This window comes from Chitinophaga pinensis DSM 2588 (assembly GCF_000024005.1).
Lineage (GTDB): Bacteria > Bacteroidota > Bacteroidia > Chitinophagales > Chitinophagaceae > Chitinophaga > Chitinophaga pinensis.
In genome coordinates, this window is record NC_013132.1 from 7929827 (window position 1) to 7948568 (window position 18742).

15 protein-coding genes are annotated in these 18742 nt (G+C 45.5%); 6 read left to right on the plus strand and 9 right to left on the minus strand.

Going from position 1 to position 18742, the window contains the following annotated elements; translation table 11 throughout:
* Positions 1-2: 2 nt before the first annotated feature.
* A complete protein-coding gene (locus tag CPIN_RS31135; RefSeq protein ID WP_012793864.1) occupies positions 3-1088 on the minus strand; it encodes a DUF3810 domain-containing protein in 1086 nt (361 codons plus the stop codon).
* Positions 1089-1139: 51 nt separating this feature from the next.
* On the opposite strand from CPIN_RS31135, the gene CPIN_RS31140 reads away from it, so the two are divergent.
* A complete protein-coding gene (locus tag CPIN_RS31140; protein WP_012793865.1) occupies positions 1140-2003 on the plus strand; it encodes a fructosamine kinase family protein in 864 nt (287 codons plus the stop codon).
* Between the two features lie 225 nt (positions 2004-2228).
* Here CPIN_RS31140 and CPIN_RS31145 read toward each other — a convergent pair whose 3' ends face one another.
* Entirely contained in the window at positions 2229-4250 is a 2022-nt protein-coding gene (locus CPIN_RS31145; RefSeq protein WP_012793866.1) for an ATP-binding protein, read from the minus strand.
* Positions 4251-4418: 168 nt separating this feature from the next.
* Here CPIN_RS31145 and CPIN_RS31150 point away from each other — a divergent pair, with 168 nt between their 5' ends.
* From CPIN_RS31150 to plsX, 3 genes are all read left to right on the plus strand, one after another.
* Entirely contained in the window at positions 4419-4955 is a 537-nt protein-coding gene (locus CPIN_RS31150; protein WP_012793867.1) for a YceD family protein, read from the plus strand.
* Between the two features lie 79 nt (positions 4956-5034).
* On the plus strand, positions 5035-5229 hold the full coding sequence (gene rpmF, locus CPIN_RS37760) for a 50S ribosomal protein L32 (RefSeq protein WP_012793868.1): 195 nt from the start codon (positions 5035-5037) through the stop codon (positions 5227-5229).
* Positions 5230-5274: 45 nt separating this feature from the next.
* Positions 5275-6216, plus strand: coding sequence for a phosphate acyltransferase PlsX (plsX, locus tag CPIN_RS31155; RefSeq protein WP_012793869.1), 942 nt, complete (start codon positions 5275-5277; stop codon positions 6214-6216).
* Between the two features lie 285 nt (positions 6217-6501).
* Here the strand turns inward: plsX and CPIN_RS31160 are convergent, their stop codons facing one another.
* Entirely contained in the window at positions 6502-10269 is a 3768-nt protein-coding gene (locus tag CPIN_RS31160; protein ID WP_012793870.1) for a sensor histidine kinase, read from the minus strand.
* Between the two features lie 5 nt (positions 10270-10274).
* Positions 10275-11042, minus strand: coding sequence for a nucleoside triphosphate pyrophosphohydrolase (gene mazG / locus CPIN_RS31165; RefSeq protein WP_012793871.1), 768 nt, complete (start codon positions 11040-11042; stop codon positions 10275-10277).
* Positions 11043-11178: 136 nt separating this feature from the next.
* On the opposite strand from mazG, the gene CPIN_RS31170 reads away from it, so the two are divergent.
* Complete coding sequence (locus tag CPIN_RS31170; protein ID WP_012793872.1) at positions 11179-13461, plus strand: Tex family protein; 2283 nt, start codon at positions 11179-11181, stop codon at positions 13459-13461.
* Between the two features lie 85 nt (positions 13462-13546).
* On the opposite strand, the gene CPIN_RS31175 is transcribed toward CPIN_RS31170, so the two are convergent.
* The 3 genes from CPIN_RS31175 to CPIN_RS31185 all read right to left on the minus strand — a co-directional run bounded on the left by CPIN_RS31175 (position 13547) and on the right by CPIN_RS31185 (position 15935).
* A complete protein-coding gene (locus CPIN_RS31175) occupies positions 13547-14071 on the minus strand; it encodes an Ivy family c-type lysozyme inhibitor (protein ID WP_148230679.1) in 525 nt (174 codons plus the stop codon).
* 80 nt (positions 14072-14151) lie between these two features.
* Positions 14152-14931 carry an enoyl-CoA hydratase-related protein gene (locus tag CPIN_RS31180; protein WP_012793874.1) on the minus strand — a complete coding sequence of 260 codons (780 nt, stop codon included), beginning with the start codon at positions 14929-14931 and terminating at the stop codon, positions 14152-14154.
* A gap of 8 nt (positions 14932-14939) precedes the next feature.
* Positions 14940-15935: a DUF3667 domain-containing protein gene (locus CPIN_RS31185; protein WP_012793875.1), complete on the minus strand. Its 996-nt coding sequence runs from the start codon at positions 15933-15935 to the stop codon at positions 14940-14942.
* 229 nt (positions 15936-16164) lie between these two features.
* On the opposite strand from CPIN_RS31185, the gene CPIN_RS31190 reads away from it, so the two are divergent.
* Entirely contained in the window at positions 16165-16914 is a 750-nt protein-coding gene (locus tag CPIN_RS31190; protein ID WP_187294710.1) for a hypothetical protein, read from the plus strand.
* Between the two features lie 35 nt (positions 16915-16949).
* Here the strand turns inward: CPIN_RS31190 and CPIN_RS31195 are convergent, their stop codons facing one another.
* Together CPIN_RS31195 and CPIN_RS31200 are read right to left on the minus strand one after the other, a co-directional pair.
* Positions 16950-17690 (minus strand): DNA-formamidopyrimidine glycosylase family protein, encoded by a 741-nt coding sequence (locus tag CPIN_RS31195; RefSeq protein WP_012793877.1) that lies wholly within the window; start codon positions 17688-17690, stop codon positions 16950-16952.
* 49 nt (positions 17691-17739) lie between these two features.
* The gene (locus CPIN_RS31200) at positions 17740-18564 is read right to left on the minus strand and encodes a DUF5953 family protein (RefSeq protein WP_012793878.1); all 825 of its coding nucleotides are present in this window, start codon (positions 18562-18564) and stop codon (positions 17740-17742) included.
* Positions 18565-18742: the final 178 nt, after the last annotated feature.

Genomic DNA, 18742 nt, shown 5'->3' on the forward strand with positions numbered 1-18742 from the left:
ATTTATCTGATCTTGAAATAAGCAATTAGCCAGCCGACTACTTCACTGTAGCTGCGGATGCCTTTTTCCTGATTGTTCGCTTTAAGATACTGGTCATAGATCATGGCCGTATAATCATCCACAGGACTGCGGTATTGGTCATAGAAGTCCCTGATCTGCCGCATATCGGCCCTTATACCTGGCACAGCCTTCCGCCAGAGCTCCCCGGCGAGGGTGGTATCCTGCCGGCGTAATTGTCTGACACTATACATAAACATCTCAAAGTTAGCGGCATATCTGAAATGAATATCAGGCGAATTCCCTGCCACAAGATAGCCAACAAAGTTTGCTTCTTCCTCCGGGGCGTATCCCAGCTGGTGTGCTACTTCATGACAAATGGTGAATGGCTGGAGGAATCCGGGCGTCGTAACATTGACATGGGCTTCGCCGGTGAAGGGGTTCAGATAACCACCCACCCCCATATAATTGATCCAGTGACCGTATAAAGAAGGTTTGATACAGGGGCTGTTATAACGTAGTCCGGGCCATTTTTCCACGGCTGCCTCATAGGCATTTATGGCCTGACTGAACATGGCGGCACTGTCAGCACCCGGGTGAGTAGCGTGAACGGTATCCCCCAGGGCGCTTTTATACTGATTTACCTGTTGCAACAAAGTATCGGTCAGCCGGTATAACTGATCGGCATTATATTCATTGACTTCCAGGGAGAGATCACTTTCCAGGGAATTCCTGTCGTAGTTGTATCCCCAGAATAACATAAATATCAGATAGACAGATAATAATGCCTGAATCCCCTGTAGAAACTGTATTCCTAAAAGCTTCCATTGCTTTTTTAAAATTTTATAACATATCTTTAACAGGTAAATGACCGAAGTAATAATCCAGGCGGCATAAATTACGTCGCCGATACTGAAAGGAACTTTCCCCAGTACCTTCCGGAGTAGTAAACTGATCCAAACGTATAACCTATGAAAATAAAACTCAGCAAACCTATGGCTGAATGCGAAAAGAGTGTGCAGCAACAAGATGCAAACCACGGTGATCAGTATACGTATACCAATGCCCTTTACCTTTATTTTAAAATCCATATCAACCTGCTAAAGAATGACCGATGAAATATTAATGGGTGAGCTGAATTAATGGGTGAGCTGACATCTGCACTTTCCTGTCAGTCGGGAATGAAAATACACATTAATTACGCAGAAAAAATACCCGGAGGAGATATAAATGAAGTTTTTAAGCTGAATACGGACAATGGTCTGCTATTCCTTAAAATGAATGACGCGCATAACTATCCTGACATGTTTGAACGGGAGTTCATGGGACTGGAGACCTTATCCGCGACAAATACCCTGTCTGTACCACGCCCGCTGGCTACCGGCCGTTCGGGTGGTAAAGTATTCCTGGTAACGGAATTTATGGAGAAAGGCCGTATCAATCCGGACTTCTGGGAGAACTTTGGCGCCAATCTGTCACGTATGCACCGGCATACGCAGCAGCATTTTGGTTTACCACAGGCAAACTATATAGGCAATATCAAACAATATAATACACCTTACAGCAGCTGGTCTGTTTTCTATGCTTTCAACCGTCTGCAGCCGCTGACGAGAGAAGCGTATGATCGTCAGGTGATCGATAAACAGATGGTAACCCAGATGGAGACCTTGTGGAGACATCTGCCACAGATCTTTCCGGACGAACAGCCATCCCTGTTACATGGCGATTTCTGGTCGGGCAATTATATGGTGGGAAGTGATGGCAGGGCCTGTGTATACGATCCTGCTGTTTATTACGGCAACCGGGAAATGGATCTGGCCACAGCGAGACTGTTTGGCGGATTTGACACCCGTTTCTTCTTCAGCTATCAAACAATGTATCCACTGGCAGAAGGTTGGCAGCAACGTATAGGGATCTGTCAGCTGTATCCGTTATTAGTGCATCTGCTGTTATTTGGCGGCAGCTATTATAACAGTGTGAAGGACATTCTGGACAATTTCAATTAGGAATTACGAATTAGGAATTACGAATTGGAGGGAAGATCGTTTAGATGGTAATATTGCCTGAAGCATATTCGGGATAGATGATAATAGAAAGAGGGCGTCCGCTGTTGGTGAACGCCCTCTTTCTATTAAAACGATTAATCTGTCAATTTATGTTGGAGCCTATAACTTCACCATTGATGCTATAATAGCACAATTCTTAATTCCCAATTCCTAATTCCTAATTGACTACTGCATATGTTTCATCCGCTCGTACTCCTGTTCTATAATAGGATAGAATTTGTCCAGGTCGCGCGAGATACCTGCAAATACCGCTTCCACCTCTTCCGGCGGCGTGGCCGCATTGGTGTTCAGCGTATTTTCCAGCTGCTGCATTTTACTGGTAATCCAGGTGAGGCCCACCATAGCGAAGTTAGGCTTCAGCTTATGTACCTGGAATTTGAGTTGTTCCCAGTCGCGGTCTTCGACCAGCTTTTTGATCTTCACCACTTCTTCCAGGATCGTTTTGAGAAAGATCTCAAAAAGGTCGGCGGCGTAAGAGATATTGTTCTCGTATAAAGTATTCAGGTACTTTACATCCAGCTCGTTATGGAACTCAAATCCGGAAATGTTTGTAGGCTCTTCCATTATTAATTCTGTTTCGTCATCATTCAGATACTTATTCAATACCTGCAATAATTGGTCTGGTGTATAAGGTTTCGTTAAAATATCGGTGATCCCTGCCTGTCTGGCCTGTGTAAAAGTACTCTCCATGGCCAGGGCGGTGGTCGCAACGAGCGGCGTGGCTACGTTGGGTTTAGATTCGTCCTGTCTGATCTTTACGGCCAGTTCGAGACCATTAAGACCCGGAATACGAATATCGAGTAAAATCAGGTCATATAAACGGGAATCCAGAAAATAGAGTGCATCCGGCCCGTTGGTCGCGAGCTGGTGCTGGATATTATATTTTTCCAGCAGACTGATAATATACCGGAGGTTCATGGGGTTATCCTCGATCACCAGTACTTTGGCTACTGAAAAGTTGGGTTGCCTTTTCATATGTCCTGACCTTGCATTAGAAACGAAGGGTTTTCGGGTATCAATAAAGGGCAGTGTAAAAGAAAAACAGGTGCTGAAGCCGTCGGCTTCTTCGACAACGATGCTGCCGCCCTGTAGTTCAACCAACTGTTTGGATATGGCTAATCCCAATCCTGTGCCACCATAATTTTCCCGGATCTCCTGTTCTGCCTGTTTGTAGTTCTGGAAGATCAGTTCCAGTTTATCTTTCTGAATGCCGATACCGGTATCGCATACCTGAAAGGTCACCCAACATTTATCTTCCTGCCAGGAATCCAGTTGCACGTTAATGGCTATTTCACCTTCCCGTGTGAATTTCTCTGCATTACCTAACAAGTTCATAAGTATTTGGTTCAGCAGCATATCATCTCCTACCAGCCAGGTCTTCAGCTGCGGATCGATAGATGCGGAAATACTGACCGGCCGCTGGCCTATTTTCAGTTCAAATGTATGGCGGAGGGACTGGACCAGTTCGGTGAGATTGAACTCCCGCTGGTTAACCTGCAATTCACCGGCTTCGATCTTGGAAAGGTCCAGGATATCGGAAATCAGGCCCATGAGGATACCTGAAGAGTGTTTCAGTATATTAATATAGTCCCGTTGCTTGGGATCGAGATTTGTTTCTTCCAGCAGGTGCGTCATTCCGACGATGACGTTCAGGGGGGTCCGGATTTCATGGCTCATACTGGCCAGGAATTCTTTCTGAGCGCCCCTGGCTTCTTCTGCCTGCCGGCGGGCCAGGTCCAGTTGCGAACGGGGCATTTTATGGCGGGAAACGTCGACAATCTGCCAGACGCTGCCCATAAAACGGCGTTTTTCTATTAAAGGATTGTAGCTGACTTCATATATGCGTCCGTCGCGAAGAATGATCTCCCACCCGAAATAAGGTTTCTTTTTCAGCCGGAGATCCCGCATTTTTTGCTCAAAGTCTTCCACGTGTTCGACCATCCGGCTGAAATAGCGGATAATAGCGGTGTAGGACATACCGAAGATGTGCATCGCCTCCTGACCGGCATTCTGTTCGAAGACGGAATTGACCCAGATAACCCGGTGATTTCCATCGGTTACGAGTACACCCGCATTACTATTTTGTAGCAATACGCTGATGGGAAGTGAAAATATAGCGAGATTGTCCGCAGATAAACTACGGGCAGTGGGATGTTTTCTCGTACCTTTGATCCGGGCTTTGGCCATTCTTTATAGGACTGGTTGGAAGTTGGCGCGTAAGTTTGGCGCTCCTGTACATAAATTTATACAGTATACAATATATAAATATTATGTTGGGAATCACAAAATTAGGAAATTTTTGCAATTGGAAATATTTGGTTACCTTTGCATCCCTCTAAAAGTGAGGATTTTATTATGAAAGCACTCCGTCAATTTGATATTGCCTTTGTGGGACTGAAGCCCGGAGAGCATACATTTGAGTACCAAATTACGGATAGTTTCTTTGAAGACTACGGCCCGCAGGATTTCAGCAACTGCAAGGCAACTGTAAAGTTGCTCTTAGACAAGAAAAATAATTTTTTCCTGTTGAAGTTTGAAATCGGCGGAACTGTTACTGTGAATTGCGACCGTTGCGGACAGCCATTCGATTTACAATTATGGGATGATTTTGAACATGTTGTAAAATTGGTAAACAATCCGGACGAGCTAAATGAGGAGGATGATACAGATGTTTCCTTTATATCTTTAACGGAATCTCATCTGAATGTGGCTGACTGGATCTATGAGTTTATCAATCTCAGTATCCCTATGCAGCGTATTCACCCGGCTGACAGTAAAGGACAAAGCGGCTGTGATCCAAAGATTCTTGATATGCTGGACCAAATGAACCGGCAGGCTAACGAAAAAGAGAATCCGATCTGGAAAGGTCTGGATAAATTTCGTGAGAACTAAAACATTCAGTGTACGTCGAAGGCGGAGATTGATACTAACTTTATTAAACTTAAACACGGACAATTAAAACTTAAATAAGATGCCAAATCCGAAACGCAGACATTCTCAGCAAAGATCAGCTAAGAGAAGGACGCATTACAAGGCCTTTGCGGATACTTTAAGCACTGATAGCGCAACTGGTGAAGTGCACCTGAGACATCGTGCTCACTGGGTAGAGAACAAACTGTACTACAGAGGAAAAGTAGTATTGGAAAAACAAAGCAGCACTAAATAATTTTACTATTTTTACCCCCGACCAAACAGACAAACCTAAACGTTCATGAGAATCGGGCTTGATATGATGGGTGGCGACTTCGCCCCTCTCGAAGCAGTAAAAGGAGTAAAATTATTTTTCGACACTGTTGCTACTGATGCGCACCTGGTAATGATCGGTGACGAGGCAGCTCTGGCGCCCTTGTTAGCAGAAGCACAGTTAGACCAATCAAAATATTCAGTTGTTCATTCATCTCAGGTAATTGGGATGAATGAACATCCTACCAAGGCACTGAAGGAAAAACCGCAGTCCTCTATTGGCATCGGCTTCCATCTCTTACAGAGCGGCAAGATCGATGCATTTATCAGTGCCGGTAACACCGGCGCTATGATGGTTGGTACTTTTTACTCCATCAAAGCAATAGAAGGTGTACAACGGCCAACTATATCCACTCCCGTTCCAAGGGAAGATGGATCTTTCGGGCTTCTGCTGGATGTTGGTATCAACGCTGATTGTAAACCAGAGAATCTGGTACAGTTTGCTGTCCTCGGCTCCCTTTATTCCAAACACATCCTGGGAATCAACGATCCAACCGTGGGTCTGTTGAATATCGGTGAAGAAGAAGGAAAAGGAAACCTCCTGGCACAGGCAACTTACCCGCTACTCAAGGAACATCCGCAACTGAACTTCGTCGGCAATGTGGAAGGACGCGACGTCCTCACCAACAAAGCAGATGTGATTGTGTGTGAAGGTTTTACCGGAAACGTAGTTTTGAAAATGGCTGAATCATTCCATGATATTGCATTAAGACGCAACATCAACGATGATTACATGAAAAAGTTCGATTTTGAAAGCTATGGTGGTACTCCCGTACTGGGCGTGTCAAGACCGGTAATTATTGGTCATGGTATCTCTAAAGGCGTAGCCTTTAAAAACATGATCTCACTGGCTCAACAGATGATTCAAACGAAGCTGCTGGATAAAATCCGCGAAAGCTTTGTGAAATAATTTACATCCTATCGAAAATGAAAGGTATTGATACCGTCTCTTTTTATAAGAGGCGGTATTTTTTTGTCAATTAGGAATTAGGAATTAACAATTAAGAATTGAAATGCAGCGGAGACAGACAACATAATAAAGAGAAAGGGGCTTCTCCCCCACAGGAAAAGCCCCTTTCTCTTTATTCTATAAGTCTCAATTAATCAATATGTTAAACTGAAGGATATAGCTCGCAATAATTCCTAATTCTTAATTCTTAATTCTTAATTCTTAATTCTTAATTCCTAATTGACTTTACACCTTTTCCAACGGTAGCCTCACATAAAACGTCGTACCCACGGTCAACTGCGTTTCAAACCAGATCTCTCCCCTCGCCTGCTCTACGATGTTTTTACACATCGCCAGTCCGAGGCCGGTACCGGAGTTTTTAGTGGTAAAATTCGGTACGAAGATCTTAGGCTGTATTTCCGGTGGAATCCCCTCTCCATTGTCTTCTACACTCACAACGACCCAACCTTCCTCCTGCTCTGTCATGGCAATCGTCACATTTCCTTCCCTTCCTTCCGGTAATGCCTGTACCGCGTTTTGCAAAAGATTGGTAAACAATCGATTCATCTGCGTTTTATCGGCAAATACATAAAAAGCCTTCCCTGGTGGCGGGAAATGCATACTGAAATTGTCGTGGATCTGGTAAAGATCTCTCAGCGAATGCAGCACCTCATTCAATAACAATACCTCGCTGTTAGCCTCGTCAATACGCGAAAATGCCGAGAAATCGGATGCGATATTCGCCAGGTGCTCTATCTGTTCCACCAGTGTATGCGCCACGTTTTTAGACAACTGCTTTACGTTTGGTGCGTCATTGTCGATGGCCCGTTGCAGGTATTGTATACTGAGCTTCATCGGCGTCAGCGGATTCTTAATCTCATGGGCTACCTGTCTCGCCATCTCTCTCCAGGCCCCTTCCCTTTCACTCTTTGCCAGGCGGGCGGCGCTGACCTCCAGTTTACGCACCATTTTATTGTATTCCTTCACCAATGCCCCGATCTCGTCATCCTTTTCCCATTCAATCTCGTCATTCTGCTGTCCAAGGTTCACGTGCCGCAGCTTTTCTGTTACCAGCGAGAAGGATTTGGTAATGGAATTCGTGATCAGCAATGCCAGTAAACCCGCAATCAGGAAGATAAAGGCATTGAAATTAATCAGGGCGACCAGGAAGTTGGAGATCTGCTGATTCAACTCCGTCTGGGTCGCGAAATAAGGCACATTCAGATAGGCAAAGATCTCCCCGGTACTGCTCCGTAAAGGCTTATAACCGGAAAGGTATTTCATGCCGCCAATCTTCTCCTTCTGTATCCACTGGATCTTTGGTTCGCGATAAAGCTGCAGAAAGGCATCCGGATTGATCTTCCTGGATAATAATCCTTTCTCTGTGATCAATGGCTGTGTAGTGACCTGCAAATTGCCATCCCGGTCATAGATATTGATGTCCAGGGCTCTTTCATCTGCTATTTCTGCCATCTCTGCTGTCAGCCCTGCCTGGAATATCGGATCATACAGATCCTCCAGGTCATCGAACATACGCTGGTTTTCGAATACCTTTTCCACATCGCGGGACACCTCATTAATCGTACGGCTCAATCGCTCTTTATTCTCTCTTTCAGAACGGTCGATGAAGAAGAGGATCGTCGTCAGACCCAGGATGATAAAGGCAAATACAACGATAAAGATGATCGTACCATGCACCTTTTTACGGATGCTGATATTGATCAACGTTTTCAGATTACCGATACGCATTCTCGCTTTTACCATCAGATCCAGCACCCTGTAAATCGCGATGATCAACAGGAAAAGACAGAACATCCACGCAAACAGGGTGATGAATTCCACAAAACTTCTGCTTTCCTTCACCACGATCACCACTTTGTCCTTTGATGCCTTATAGATCAGGCGGGAGAAGCCTTTATGATAATCCAGTGTGATCTCATCTTTGGGTATATCTGATGCGTATAATTTGACCGGGAAAGCATAATCGTTGTTATTACTCACCAGTTCTCCCTGGTCATAAATCGCGTAGGAATAAGCAGTGGAAGATTCTTTCTCCGGATCATAAATATCTCCGTCTACCAGCAGTTCAGGATACAGTCGCTGGGTATTGACAACCGCAGGCGTCAGTTCGTATATGAGATAGCCTGCAGGTGCATTATTCCGGTAGAAATCTTTACGACCGATATAGCTGTAATCGTTATAACTGCGTTCGTTGTAATACAACTCATTTCCGATCAGTTCTGAGCCCATCAGCATACGCCGGCTGAGCGTCGGAAATGAAGAGGTATCTCCACCGTAAAGGGGTTCGAAATACTCGTTAAAAGGATAAAAACTAACATTAAATCTGGCCAGGTATCCCTTGAAATATTTCTGTTTCAGTTCGTCCATTATGCCCCGCTGGGTTGATCTGCCTGCACTGCTTTGCTGGAAAAACGTTTGCAAAAGCTCGTCTTCTTCCATCTGCCGCGTCACATCGGTGAGCAGCATTTCTACGTACGGGTCTTTTTGTTTGGATAATTCCACGGCCATGCGTTCCCGCAGACTAACCTCCTTTTTGTCGTTGTAATATACGAGTACAGCAGACGTAGTGATCGTCAGCAGGAAGAGCCAGAAGAGAAATGGAACAGTGGCCAGACTGTTCTCAAAGCGGTAGGATAACACATCCAGCAGCACCACATAGATGATCAGCCAGATGACCATGGCTACCGAATAGTAGATATCCGGGTTCTGTACACGGAAAGCCAGCCAGACGATACCGACAATACCCAGGAACAGATATTTGGTACGGTGGCGGAAGTTCGTCAGCTCATTCAGCAGATAGTTGATGATCTGTGAGAAAAACAGGAAGCTGAATGAGATAAATCCAAGTATGATGAAGCCGATAATACTGTATTCATTCAGACTGAAAGGATTCGCCACGTCAAACGAGATTCTTGAGTCAATTACAAGACTCTGAATGAGTTGTGACAGGAATTCTCCTACCAGGTACATAATGAAACTGGCCAGGATGATCACCACACGTTGCTGACCGCGATTAGTCACCCGTGGCGCCTTGATGGTCTTTACGTGTTCACGGAAGAACAGTAATAACCAGAACCCGAGTAATACGTTGAGTAAAAGGTCGCCCAATGAGCGGAACACTTCATCCTTCGCATAGATCAGCGGTGTAAATATGTTGAGTGAACGCAGGTTGAATGGAAACGGGTAAAGATAACTCAGCGTCCGACAGACGATGATAATGGTAAACAGGAAAAAGAAGCCATACAACGGATTCTTCTGCCGGGCCAGTGTAGTGGCAAAGAGATTAACAAATATCAGCACACAGATACAACCGAGTACGCGCAGTATGACACTGAGCAGATTAGGCGGTCCCGTATCCAGTGTACGATCGTAATAGAGATAGAAAAGGATCAGGTTTTGCCCGTTCAATACCGGTATACCGGGCGGTTTCAGGTGAATGGTATATTCCATTCCCAGGGCCGGTTTATCAAAGAAATGATCGACAAGATAGTTGTTACTGAGGTTGTATTCCATCATAACGGGTATAGCCGCCATCAGGTAACGTTCGTGTCCGGCCTGTTGTGGCTGCACCTTTTTACAGATCACCTCATAGTAGCCGTTTTTCAGTTTGAGGAAACGGATACCCGGTTGCAGGGGCGCCTGCCATTCATCCGGTAATACGAGGTTGGTGCTCCAGTATACCAGCCAGCGGCTGGCCGTGCTGCTATCATATGCAAAGACATAGAAGCTTTGTTTGGAGAGCAGTTTTTCCTCTTTCTCGTCATGATCCCGCGCGAAAATATGTTCTATCAGCGTGCTATCTGTTGACAGTTCCTGAAAGGCGTCTTCCCTTTCCCTGATACTTTTCTCCAGACTGCGTTTTACCCCCTGCGGAGAGGAATAGTAAGACCAGTAATTGCTGAAAAGGAAAGAAAAAGTGAATAACCAGGCAGCGATGATCAGGAGATAGCCATGGCGGATGAAAAAAATCCTTATTTCTTTGATATCCAGCAAGTTCTTTATTTTTCTGATTTTTTCACTTCGTTCCAGAGTGCATCCATCTCTGTGAGGGACATTTCATCGAGGGCTTTGCCCTGCGCTGTCGCCATCTGTTCCATCTGCTGAAAACGGCGGATGAATTTCTTGTTCGTGCGTTCCAGGGCGTTCTCTGCATCGACTTTCAGGAAACGGGAATAATTGACCAGGGAGAACATCACATCCCCGAATTCGTCCTCCATCCTGTCCGGCTGCCCCAGCTGTACAACCTCGTGGAGCTCGTCCATTTCCTCTTTCAGTTTATCCCATACCTGTTCGGCGTCGTCCCACTCAAATCCAACCTTCTGGGCTTTAGACTGTAGACGCATGGCTTTTACCAGGGCCGGCAGGGATACGGGTACGCCACTGAGCACGGAAGTCTTGCCTTCTTTCAGTTTCAGCTTTTCCCAGTTCTGTTTCACCTCTTCTTCCGTTTCCACTTTCACATCTCCATAGATGTGCGGGTGACGGTAAATGAGCTTTTCGCAGATGCCGTTGATGACATCATCCATGGTAAATTGTTGTTGCTCCTTACCGATTTTGGCATAGAAAACGATGTGCAGCAGCAGGTCGCCCAGTTCTTCCTTGATGGATTTCCAATCCTGGTCAGTGATTGCGTCTGTGAGTTCGTACAATTCTTCGATAGTCTGCTGACGGAGCGTCTGAATGGTCTGCTTCCTGTCCCAGGGGCATTTTTCACGCAGATCATCCATGATTTCCAGCAGGCGGTTAAAGGCCGAATTATTTTCCATCTGTCAAATATAAAGAATTCCCGCAGGGGGACGTCTGTATGGGATTTATGTTAATTTCTTTTTGTTGAGAGATAGGGCATTTTAGTTACATTTGCCGCCGGTTTTGGTTAACCGGAAAACGATTAATTTTTAGTTCATGAATAGCAAACACATTGCGCTAATTTCAGCGGAGCTGAACATCTCAGCGCGACAAGCGGAGAACACCATGAATTTGCTGGCGGAAGGGTCGACCGTTCCGTTCATCAGCCGCTACCGTAAAGAAGTAACCGGTAGTCTGGATGAGGTACAGATCGGAAAGATCGAGGACCTGCAAAAACGCTACAAGGAAGTGGATGAACGCCGCGCTTTCATTATCAAAACCATTACAGATCAGGAGAAAATGACACCTGAGCTGCTTGGCAAAATTGAAGGCACCTGGGCACTCACCGAACTGGAAGATATTTATCTGCCTTATAAACCGAAACGTAAGACCAGAGGTACACAGGCAATTGAGAAAGGTCTGGAACCACTGGCTAAACTGCTGTTCGAACAGCAGGAAGCTGCGCCGCTGACCGCTGCGGAAGGATTCCTGAACGAACAGGTAGCTTCTACCGACGAGGCACTGAAAGGCGCCCGTGATATCATGGCAGAGTGGATCAATGAAAATGCCGAGGTACGTGACAAACTGCGTAAGCTCTTCACCCATACTTCCGTGCTGACATCCAAAGTAATAGAAGGAAAAGAAGAAGAAGGCGCCAAATACAAAGACTATTTCGATTTCAGCGAAGAGATCCACGCGATCCCTTCTCACAGAGCCCTGGCGATCCTCCGTGGAGAATCTGAAGGCTTCCTGTATGCAACGATCAATCCGGCAGAAGAAGATGCATCTGAGATCATCAACAAACAATTTGTAACCGGCAATAACGAAAGCAGCAAACAGGTAGAAAAAGCAGCCGCTGATGCTTACAAACGCCTGTTGCGCCCATCCCTGGAAAACGAATTCCGTGCGCTGACCAAAGAGAAATCTGATGCAGAGGCCATCGAGGTATTCGCAGAAAACCTCCGTCAGTTACTGCTGGCGGCACCCCTGGGACCTAAGGCAGTAATTGCGATTGATCCGGGTTACAGAACTGGTTGTAAAGTGGTAGCACTGGATAACCAGGGTAACATGCTGGACAATGACGTTATTTATCCACTGGAAAAGAACTATAAAAGAGATGATGCTGAAGCCCTGCTGAAAAAATGGGTTGACAAATATGACACTGCCGCTATTGCCGTGGGTAATGGTACTGCAGGTCGTGAAACGGAGGAGTTCGTAAAGAAACTTGACTTTGGTAAAAAAGTGAACGTATTCATGGTAAACGAGAGCGGTGCTTCCGTTTATTCTGCTTCTGAAGTGGCAAGGGAAGAATTTCCTGACTTTGATGTAACCGTTCGTGGTGCCGTATCTATCGGCCGCAGACTGATCGATCCGCTGGCTGAACTGGTGAAAATCGATCCGAAAGCGATCGGTGTAGGTCAGTACCAGCACGATGTGAACCAATCCAGCCTGAAACAGAGCCTGGACAGAGTGGTTATAAGCTGCGTGAATAATGTAGGCGTAAACCTGAATACAGCGTCAAAACACCTGCTGGCGTATGTATCCGGTCTGGGACCTTCCCTGGCGGAAAACATCGTGAAATACCGCAAAGAAAACGGTGCATTCAAAAACCGTACGCAGCTGAAGAAAGTAACCCGCCTGGGTGATAAAGCATTCGAACAATGTGCGGGCTTCTTACGTATCGAAAATGGTGATAACCCGCTGGATAACTCCGCAGTACACCCTGAGCGTTATTCCCTGATCGAAAACATGGCTGCCAAACAGTCCTGTACTGTTCAGGACCTGATGGCGAAAGAGGAACTGCGTAAGAAAATTAATGCGAAAGAATATGTAAGCGAAGAAGTTGGTCTGCTGACCCTGGAAGATATCCTGAAAGAGCTGGACAAACCAAGCCGTGACCCTCGTGACGAGATCGCTATCTTTGAATATGCCGAAGGTATTCACAAAATGGAAGACCTGAAAGTAGGTATGACACTGCCAGGCGTAGTGACCAACATTACCAACTTCGGTGCATTTGTGGATATCGGGGTAAAACAGGACGGTCTGGTACACATATCTCACCTGAGCAACCGCTTTATCAGCAACCCTAACGAAGCGGTAAAACTGAACCAGAAAGTAACAGTTACTGTACTGGAGGTGGATCCTTCCCGTAAGCGTATTTCTCTGTCTATGAAAGACAATGAAGCGCCACAGGCAGGCAGCGGACAGCGCAGAGAAAGAAGAGAAGGTGGTAACAACAACAACAGCAACAGTAGTAACAGGAATGCCAAACAGGGTGCACCAGCGCCGCTGAATGATTTCCAGGCGAAACTGGCTGAGCTGAAGAAGAAGTTCAACTAAACATTTGAAGCAATAATATAAAAAAAGCTGTTCGCCGAAGGCGCAACAGCTTTTTTTATACCGGTAAGGCAGATATGATCCTGTATCAGTTCATGGAAGGAAATTTCATTTTCCAGCGTCTCAGCTTTTCCGGGAAAGCAGAATCGCTTCTTTCGCTGAATAGTTTCACGACACCATTGACGGCAATACCGATGTAGACAACGTCCCGGCGCATATCAACCGCCAGTGCCGCTTCATCTGCTCCACAATAGTGGCGGCGGCATCCCTGGTTATACAATACTTCATTTTCCAGTTCGACCGGTGGTGTCACATCAAAGCGTTCTGCAAAAAGAGGGTCCTGTTTTTCTTTTTCCAGTAGTGCCTTAATACGGGACTTCAGCGGCTCTTTCTGCAACATGCCTGTCTCAGCAATATATTTCCCTTCAAACGCTTCAAATGATTGCCATGACGCGACCTGAGTGGGTTCAATAGTGTCTGCGATGGTCATCATGGTGTCTGTGGTGGGCGGAGGCGCAGCTCCTGTTTGCTGGCTGTCTTTATTAGCAGCCGGTTCTTTGCATCCTAGAATACAGGCAGCTACAACATATACTGCTGCCAGATGTTTGTTCATGGTCATGGTCTCAATTACGAATTGCTACTGCGCATTACAATGAAACTGCCTGAGCATGATTCGGCTCGTAATACGCAGCTTTATTTTCCTTTAAAAACAGGTGATCTCTTATCAACAAAAGCCTGCATGCCTTCTTTCTGATCTTCAGAGGCAAACAGCAGATAAAAGTTTTTACGTTCAAAATGTAGTCCTTCTTCGAGGGAGCTATCAAATGCTTTCAGTACAGATTCTTTAGCCATCTTTACTGCCAACGGACTAAGCGCAGCTACTTCAGTCGCCAGCCGGATGGCTTCCTGCAGGAAAAGTTCCACCGGTATTACCCGGTTGATAAGACCTGCACGTGCAGCTTCTTGTGCAGTGATAAAGCGACCTGTCAATACCATTTCCATGGCCAGGGCTTTACCTACGGCGCGGGTCAGGCGTTGTGTACCACCTGCGCCAGGCATGACGCCAATTTTTATTTCCGGCTGTCCGAACCGCGCTGTTTCACTGGCTACTATCATATCGCATAGCATCACCAGCTCACATCCCCCTCCCAGCGCGAAGCCGCTTACTGCCGCAATCAACGGCTTTTTAGTTTTTTTTATTGTGTCCCAGGTGCTGAACTGGTCAATGTTATACATGTCCATGGCAGTTTTCCCCGCCATCTGTTTGATATCCGCGCCTGCAGCGAATGCTTTTTCATTACCGCTGATGACGATTGCACGAACATTGTCATCCGCATCCAACATTTTTAATGCATCCCTGAGCTCAATCATCAGTTCAAGGTTCAGTGCATTGAGTTCTTTGGGGCGGTTTAACTGTATATGAGCCACATATGGGGCTACCTGCCGGTGTATGATTATAAATTGTGGTTGCATTCCCTAATTTACGTATTTAATAGCGTGATAGTTGCCATAAATCCGATAAAAACGATCAGCAATGTCACCAGGTAGGTAAGCGTCAGCAGGAAGCCTTTCAGCACCGATTTCCCCCATGACTGACCATAGGTATTTTTCAACGCGATGATCAGATATGCAAATATAACCAACAGCCCTATACTTGTGACGGCCTCTGTATGAAACAGGCGGTCCAATGCAGCACAGAAAAGGTAAAAGATAAAAAAGAAAACATGGAGATGAATGGAGAAAATGGCGTGATCTGCATAGAACCATTTCTTTTTGTCGTACATCCATCGCAGATAGAGTGCAAAGAGTGGCAGCAGCACAAACATCATTTTAGGATAATTGTGATGGAAGATCTCCTCCTGTGCTTCTGCCGCATGTTTACTTTCTTCGTCACTATCCGTCACACCATTGGCAGCACTAAAATAATATCTGGCCATTTTACGTTCTAAGAGACCGTCCCTGTACTCATCGGGTAATGTTGACTGAAAGGAGTCATATTTTTCCCTGGATTCGAAGGTATAGAGCCTTCTGAACCAGTTCTCTGTAGAGAGGTCGCCGGCTTTTAAGGAATCCGGCAGACTGGCAAAAGACTCCCTGGCTTTCTCCCGGTTGGCGTCCAGTTGCGCTTTGGTTTCCTGATCAATTTTCACCTTATCTTCTTTCGGCGTCAGCGCGAAATATAACAGGAAGAATAGAAATGAGGAAAAAATATACAGCTTGATGGGTTGTACAAATCTGACACGCTTACCGGCCGTATATTCTTTGGTAATATGTCCGGGGCGGGTGAATAAATACTTGAAAGTCAATGCGGTTTTGGAATCATAATGGACAATATCTGCCGCAAATTCCTTTACCAGGTGACCGAAAGTTTCGTGGGGTATAATGTTTTCCTGTCCGCAGTTCGTACAATACCTGCCGGGTACATCCGTCCCACAATTCAGACAGTTTGTTTCAATTCTGAGTGGCTGTGTTTTCAAAGCGGTTTGACTGGTTGATAGGTGGTTGATAGGTTATAGATGGTAAATATAAAAATTATCTTTACAGAAATGAACTGTCGAATGTTCCTGAATCATTATTTTTGTATCTAATATGTACACGAGAAGAACCATTTTTTTGCTTGTTATGGCATTTTTTGGGTTAAACTTGTCTGTTTCCGCCCAATTTTATTACCAGGACATCGTTAATACTGCCCGTACCGAGGCAAATATGGCCCTGCTAAAGGAGAATAAGATAGTTGCCCAGGTTGTGCAAAGCTTTGACGAGGATCGCAACAGCGACAATGATTTCCGGTGTACGCGGGAGCTGTCACCTAACTTCCGCCAGATCCGCTCTGTAACAGTATCCCGGTCTACAGGATATTCAGCAATGACCTCTTATTTCAACACAAAAGGAAAGCTGACCAAAACAATTGATAGTACCAGGAATATCATTACTACCGTGATCTACATGCGTAATACCAATGATACCAGCGGTAAGATCCAGGAAGTATACCTGACTTCCTACGAACCCAAGACCAAGTATAAATTCACGGAGACCCGTCGCTATCAATATGACCAACAGGGTCGTTTATCTCAAATGATTCATTTTCATGGAGATAGAATAGAGGATTCCACCACTGTCAGCTTTACGCTGGACTCTCTCGGACAGGTATCCGAAGAGATTGAAAGTGGCAAAGGGTCCAAAGGCCGCCGTATTTACTACAAATACAATGACCAGGGACTGCTGAGCGACATCGTGCGTTACTCTCCCACCCGTAAAAAGATGCTGCCTGATTATATCTTCGATTATGACGCACAGAACCGTCTCGGGGCAATGACCACGGTGAACGGAGAAACAGCCACCTATACCATCTGGAGATACTCCTATGATGAAAAGGGGTTGCCTACACAGGAAGAGTGTTACGGAAAGAAAAAAGAACTATTAGGAACAGTCCGGTATAAGTACCGTAAATATTAAATAAAACGGCCGCATCATGATACGATGCGGCCGTTTTATTTAGTATCGTAATATCGGATCTGACAATTGGTACAATAAAAAGTACGCCGTTTCGTGGTTCCTATATAAGCTTTCTGAAATGGAATATGACAGCGGGGACAGATCTTCTTTGTATGCGCCAGCCAGTGCTCTTTGAGCTTATATTCCTTCTTCCAGTGCAGGAAGTCAAAGCTATAATTCACCACCTCTTTCACCAGCTCACGTTTCTTTTTTAGCGGCAGATCCCCGACTTTGGTCTCCGGGTGCACCCTGATACGGAAAAGAACTTCATTTTTGATGATATTACCGGAACCGGCAAAAATATCCTGGTTCAGCAAGGCGTCAGCCACCAGCATCTCAGGTACCTCTTTCAGTTTTGCCATGGCTTTTTTGGGGTCCCAGGCTTCATTCATGACGTCGCCGCTCCAGTCATAGACCTCATCCAGCGATTCGTCTATGATCCTGACAGCACAGGTATAGAAATTCAGTTCCCCTTTCGCAAATTGGAGATGTAAGGTAGGATTACTGTTTTTTTTCTCATTGATCCGGTAGGTGCCGAACATCAGCAAATGGATCCTCACGGTAAATCCTTTAAAACAGATCAGGAAGTGTTTGCCCCAGCTTTTGAAGGCAATGATCTTTTTATTGCGGAGTCTTTCAAGGTCAATCTTTGCATATCCGGCCACATCAATGACCTCCTTTCCCCTGAAAGATAGCACCTCTTCTCTTAGTATAACAATGGACGGACCTTCTGGCATATGATACTATTATACAGGAACTGTATACAAGATCTGCGCCAGCGGATCATCAGGCATCTCCCTGTTGCAGGCTATACAGATCAAAATGGTCGTAAAGGGCTGCTAATCTTTCCAGGTGAGCAGTATTATGGGTATCAAAGTTCTCTTTCTGTACAACGAGGATATAACCGCCATCTGCCCGTTTTTCTATTACTTCGAATGGCGCCTGCTTTATTTTCTCTTCTCCCACTGCCTTTACCTGCGCTTCATTCCAATAGTTAAACCAATAGATAGCCGGTGGGATTTCCAGCGGATTAAACAATTCCGGTGAGATCACACGACCGATCCGGGCCGTCAGCTGTTCAGGTGTTTCCAATACGATTTCCGGTGTGGAGATCTCTTCATCTATTTCGACTTCACCATAAAAAGAAGCAAAGGAAATAAGCGTTTCAAGATCTGTATCATATACGGCCGCATAGGTAGCCTTATAGGCGTCTATAGCAGCCACAAAGAAATCATGGAAAGTATCGTAGGAGAAATGTCCCTGTGGTTGCAATAATGGCCTGCCACCATTAAAGGTAAAGGCAGCCGTATCTTCATGAGTATATTCAAACGGGTCCGTATGTACGAGTGAGAACAAAGGATGTTCTCTGTCGGTGAACAGGATCACGTCTTTATCATAATCGCCTTTATCCCAGAATTGCTCCAGATCGGCAAAAGCCTTCTCCAGTGCTGCGGGAGAAGTATATTCGTTATAGGCGTTCCCGTCATAGATATACTGCAGCCTGGTGGCTTCACTATGATCATTACAAGTCTGTACAAGGTCAAGAAAACGTGGCAGCGAATCTGCTTCTTTCTGGCGGAACAGTTGTAAGGTGCTTACGTGTAACGACATTGGGCAACGGGGTTGTTTGTTGTAAATCTAACCAAAAAGTGCATACAAAAAAGAGCGTACAGAAAACTTAACATTGACATCCGGGGACGTATATGTGCAGTATAATAAACGACCTTTGCTGTGTGATGAAACCCGTTTTTTTTACCTTGTATTGATCGTACTTAACCTATGGTCAACT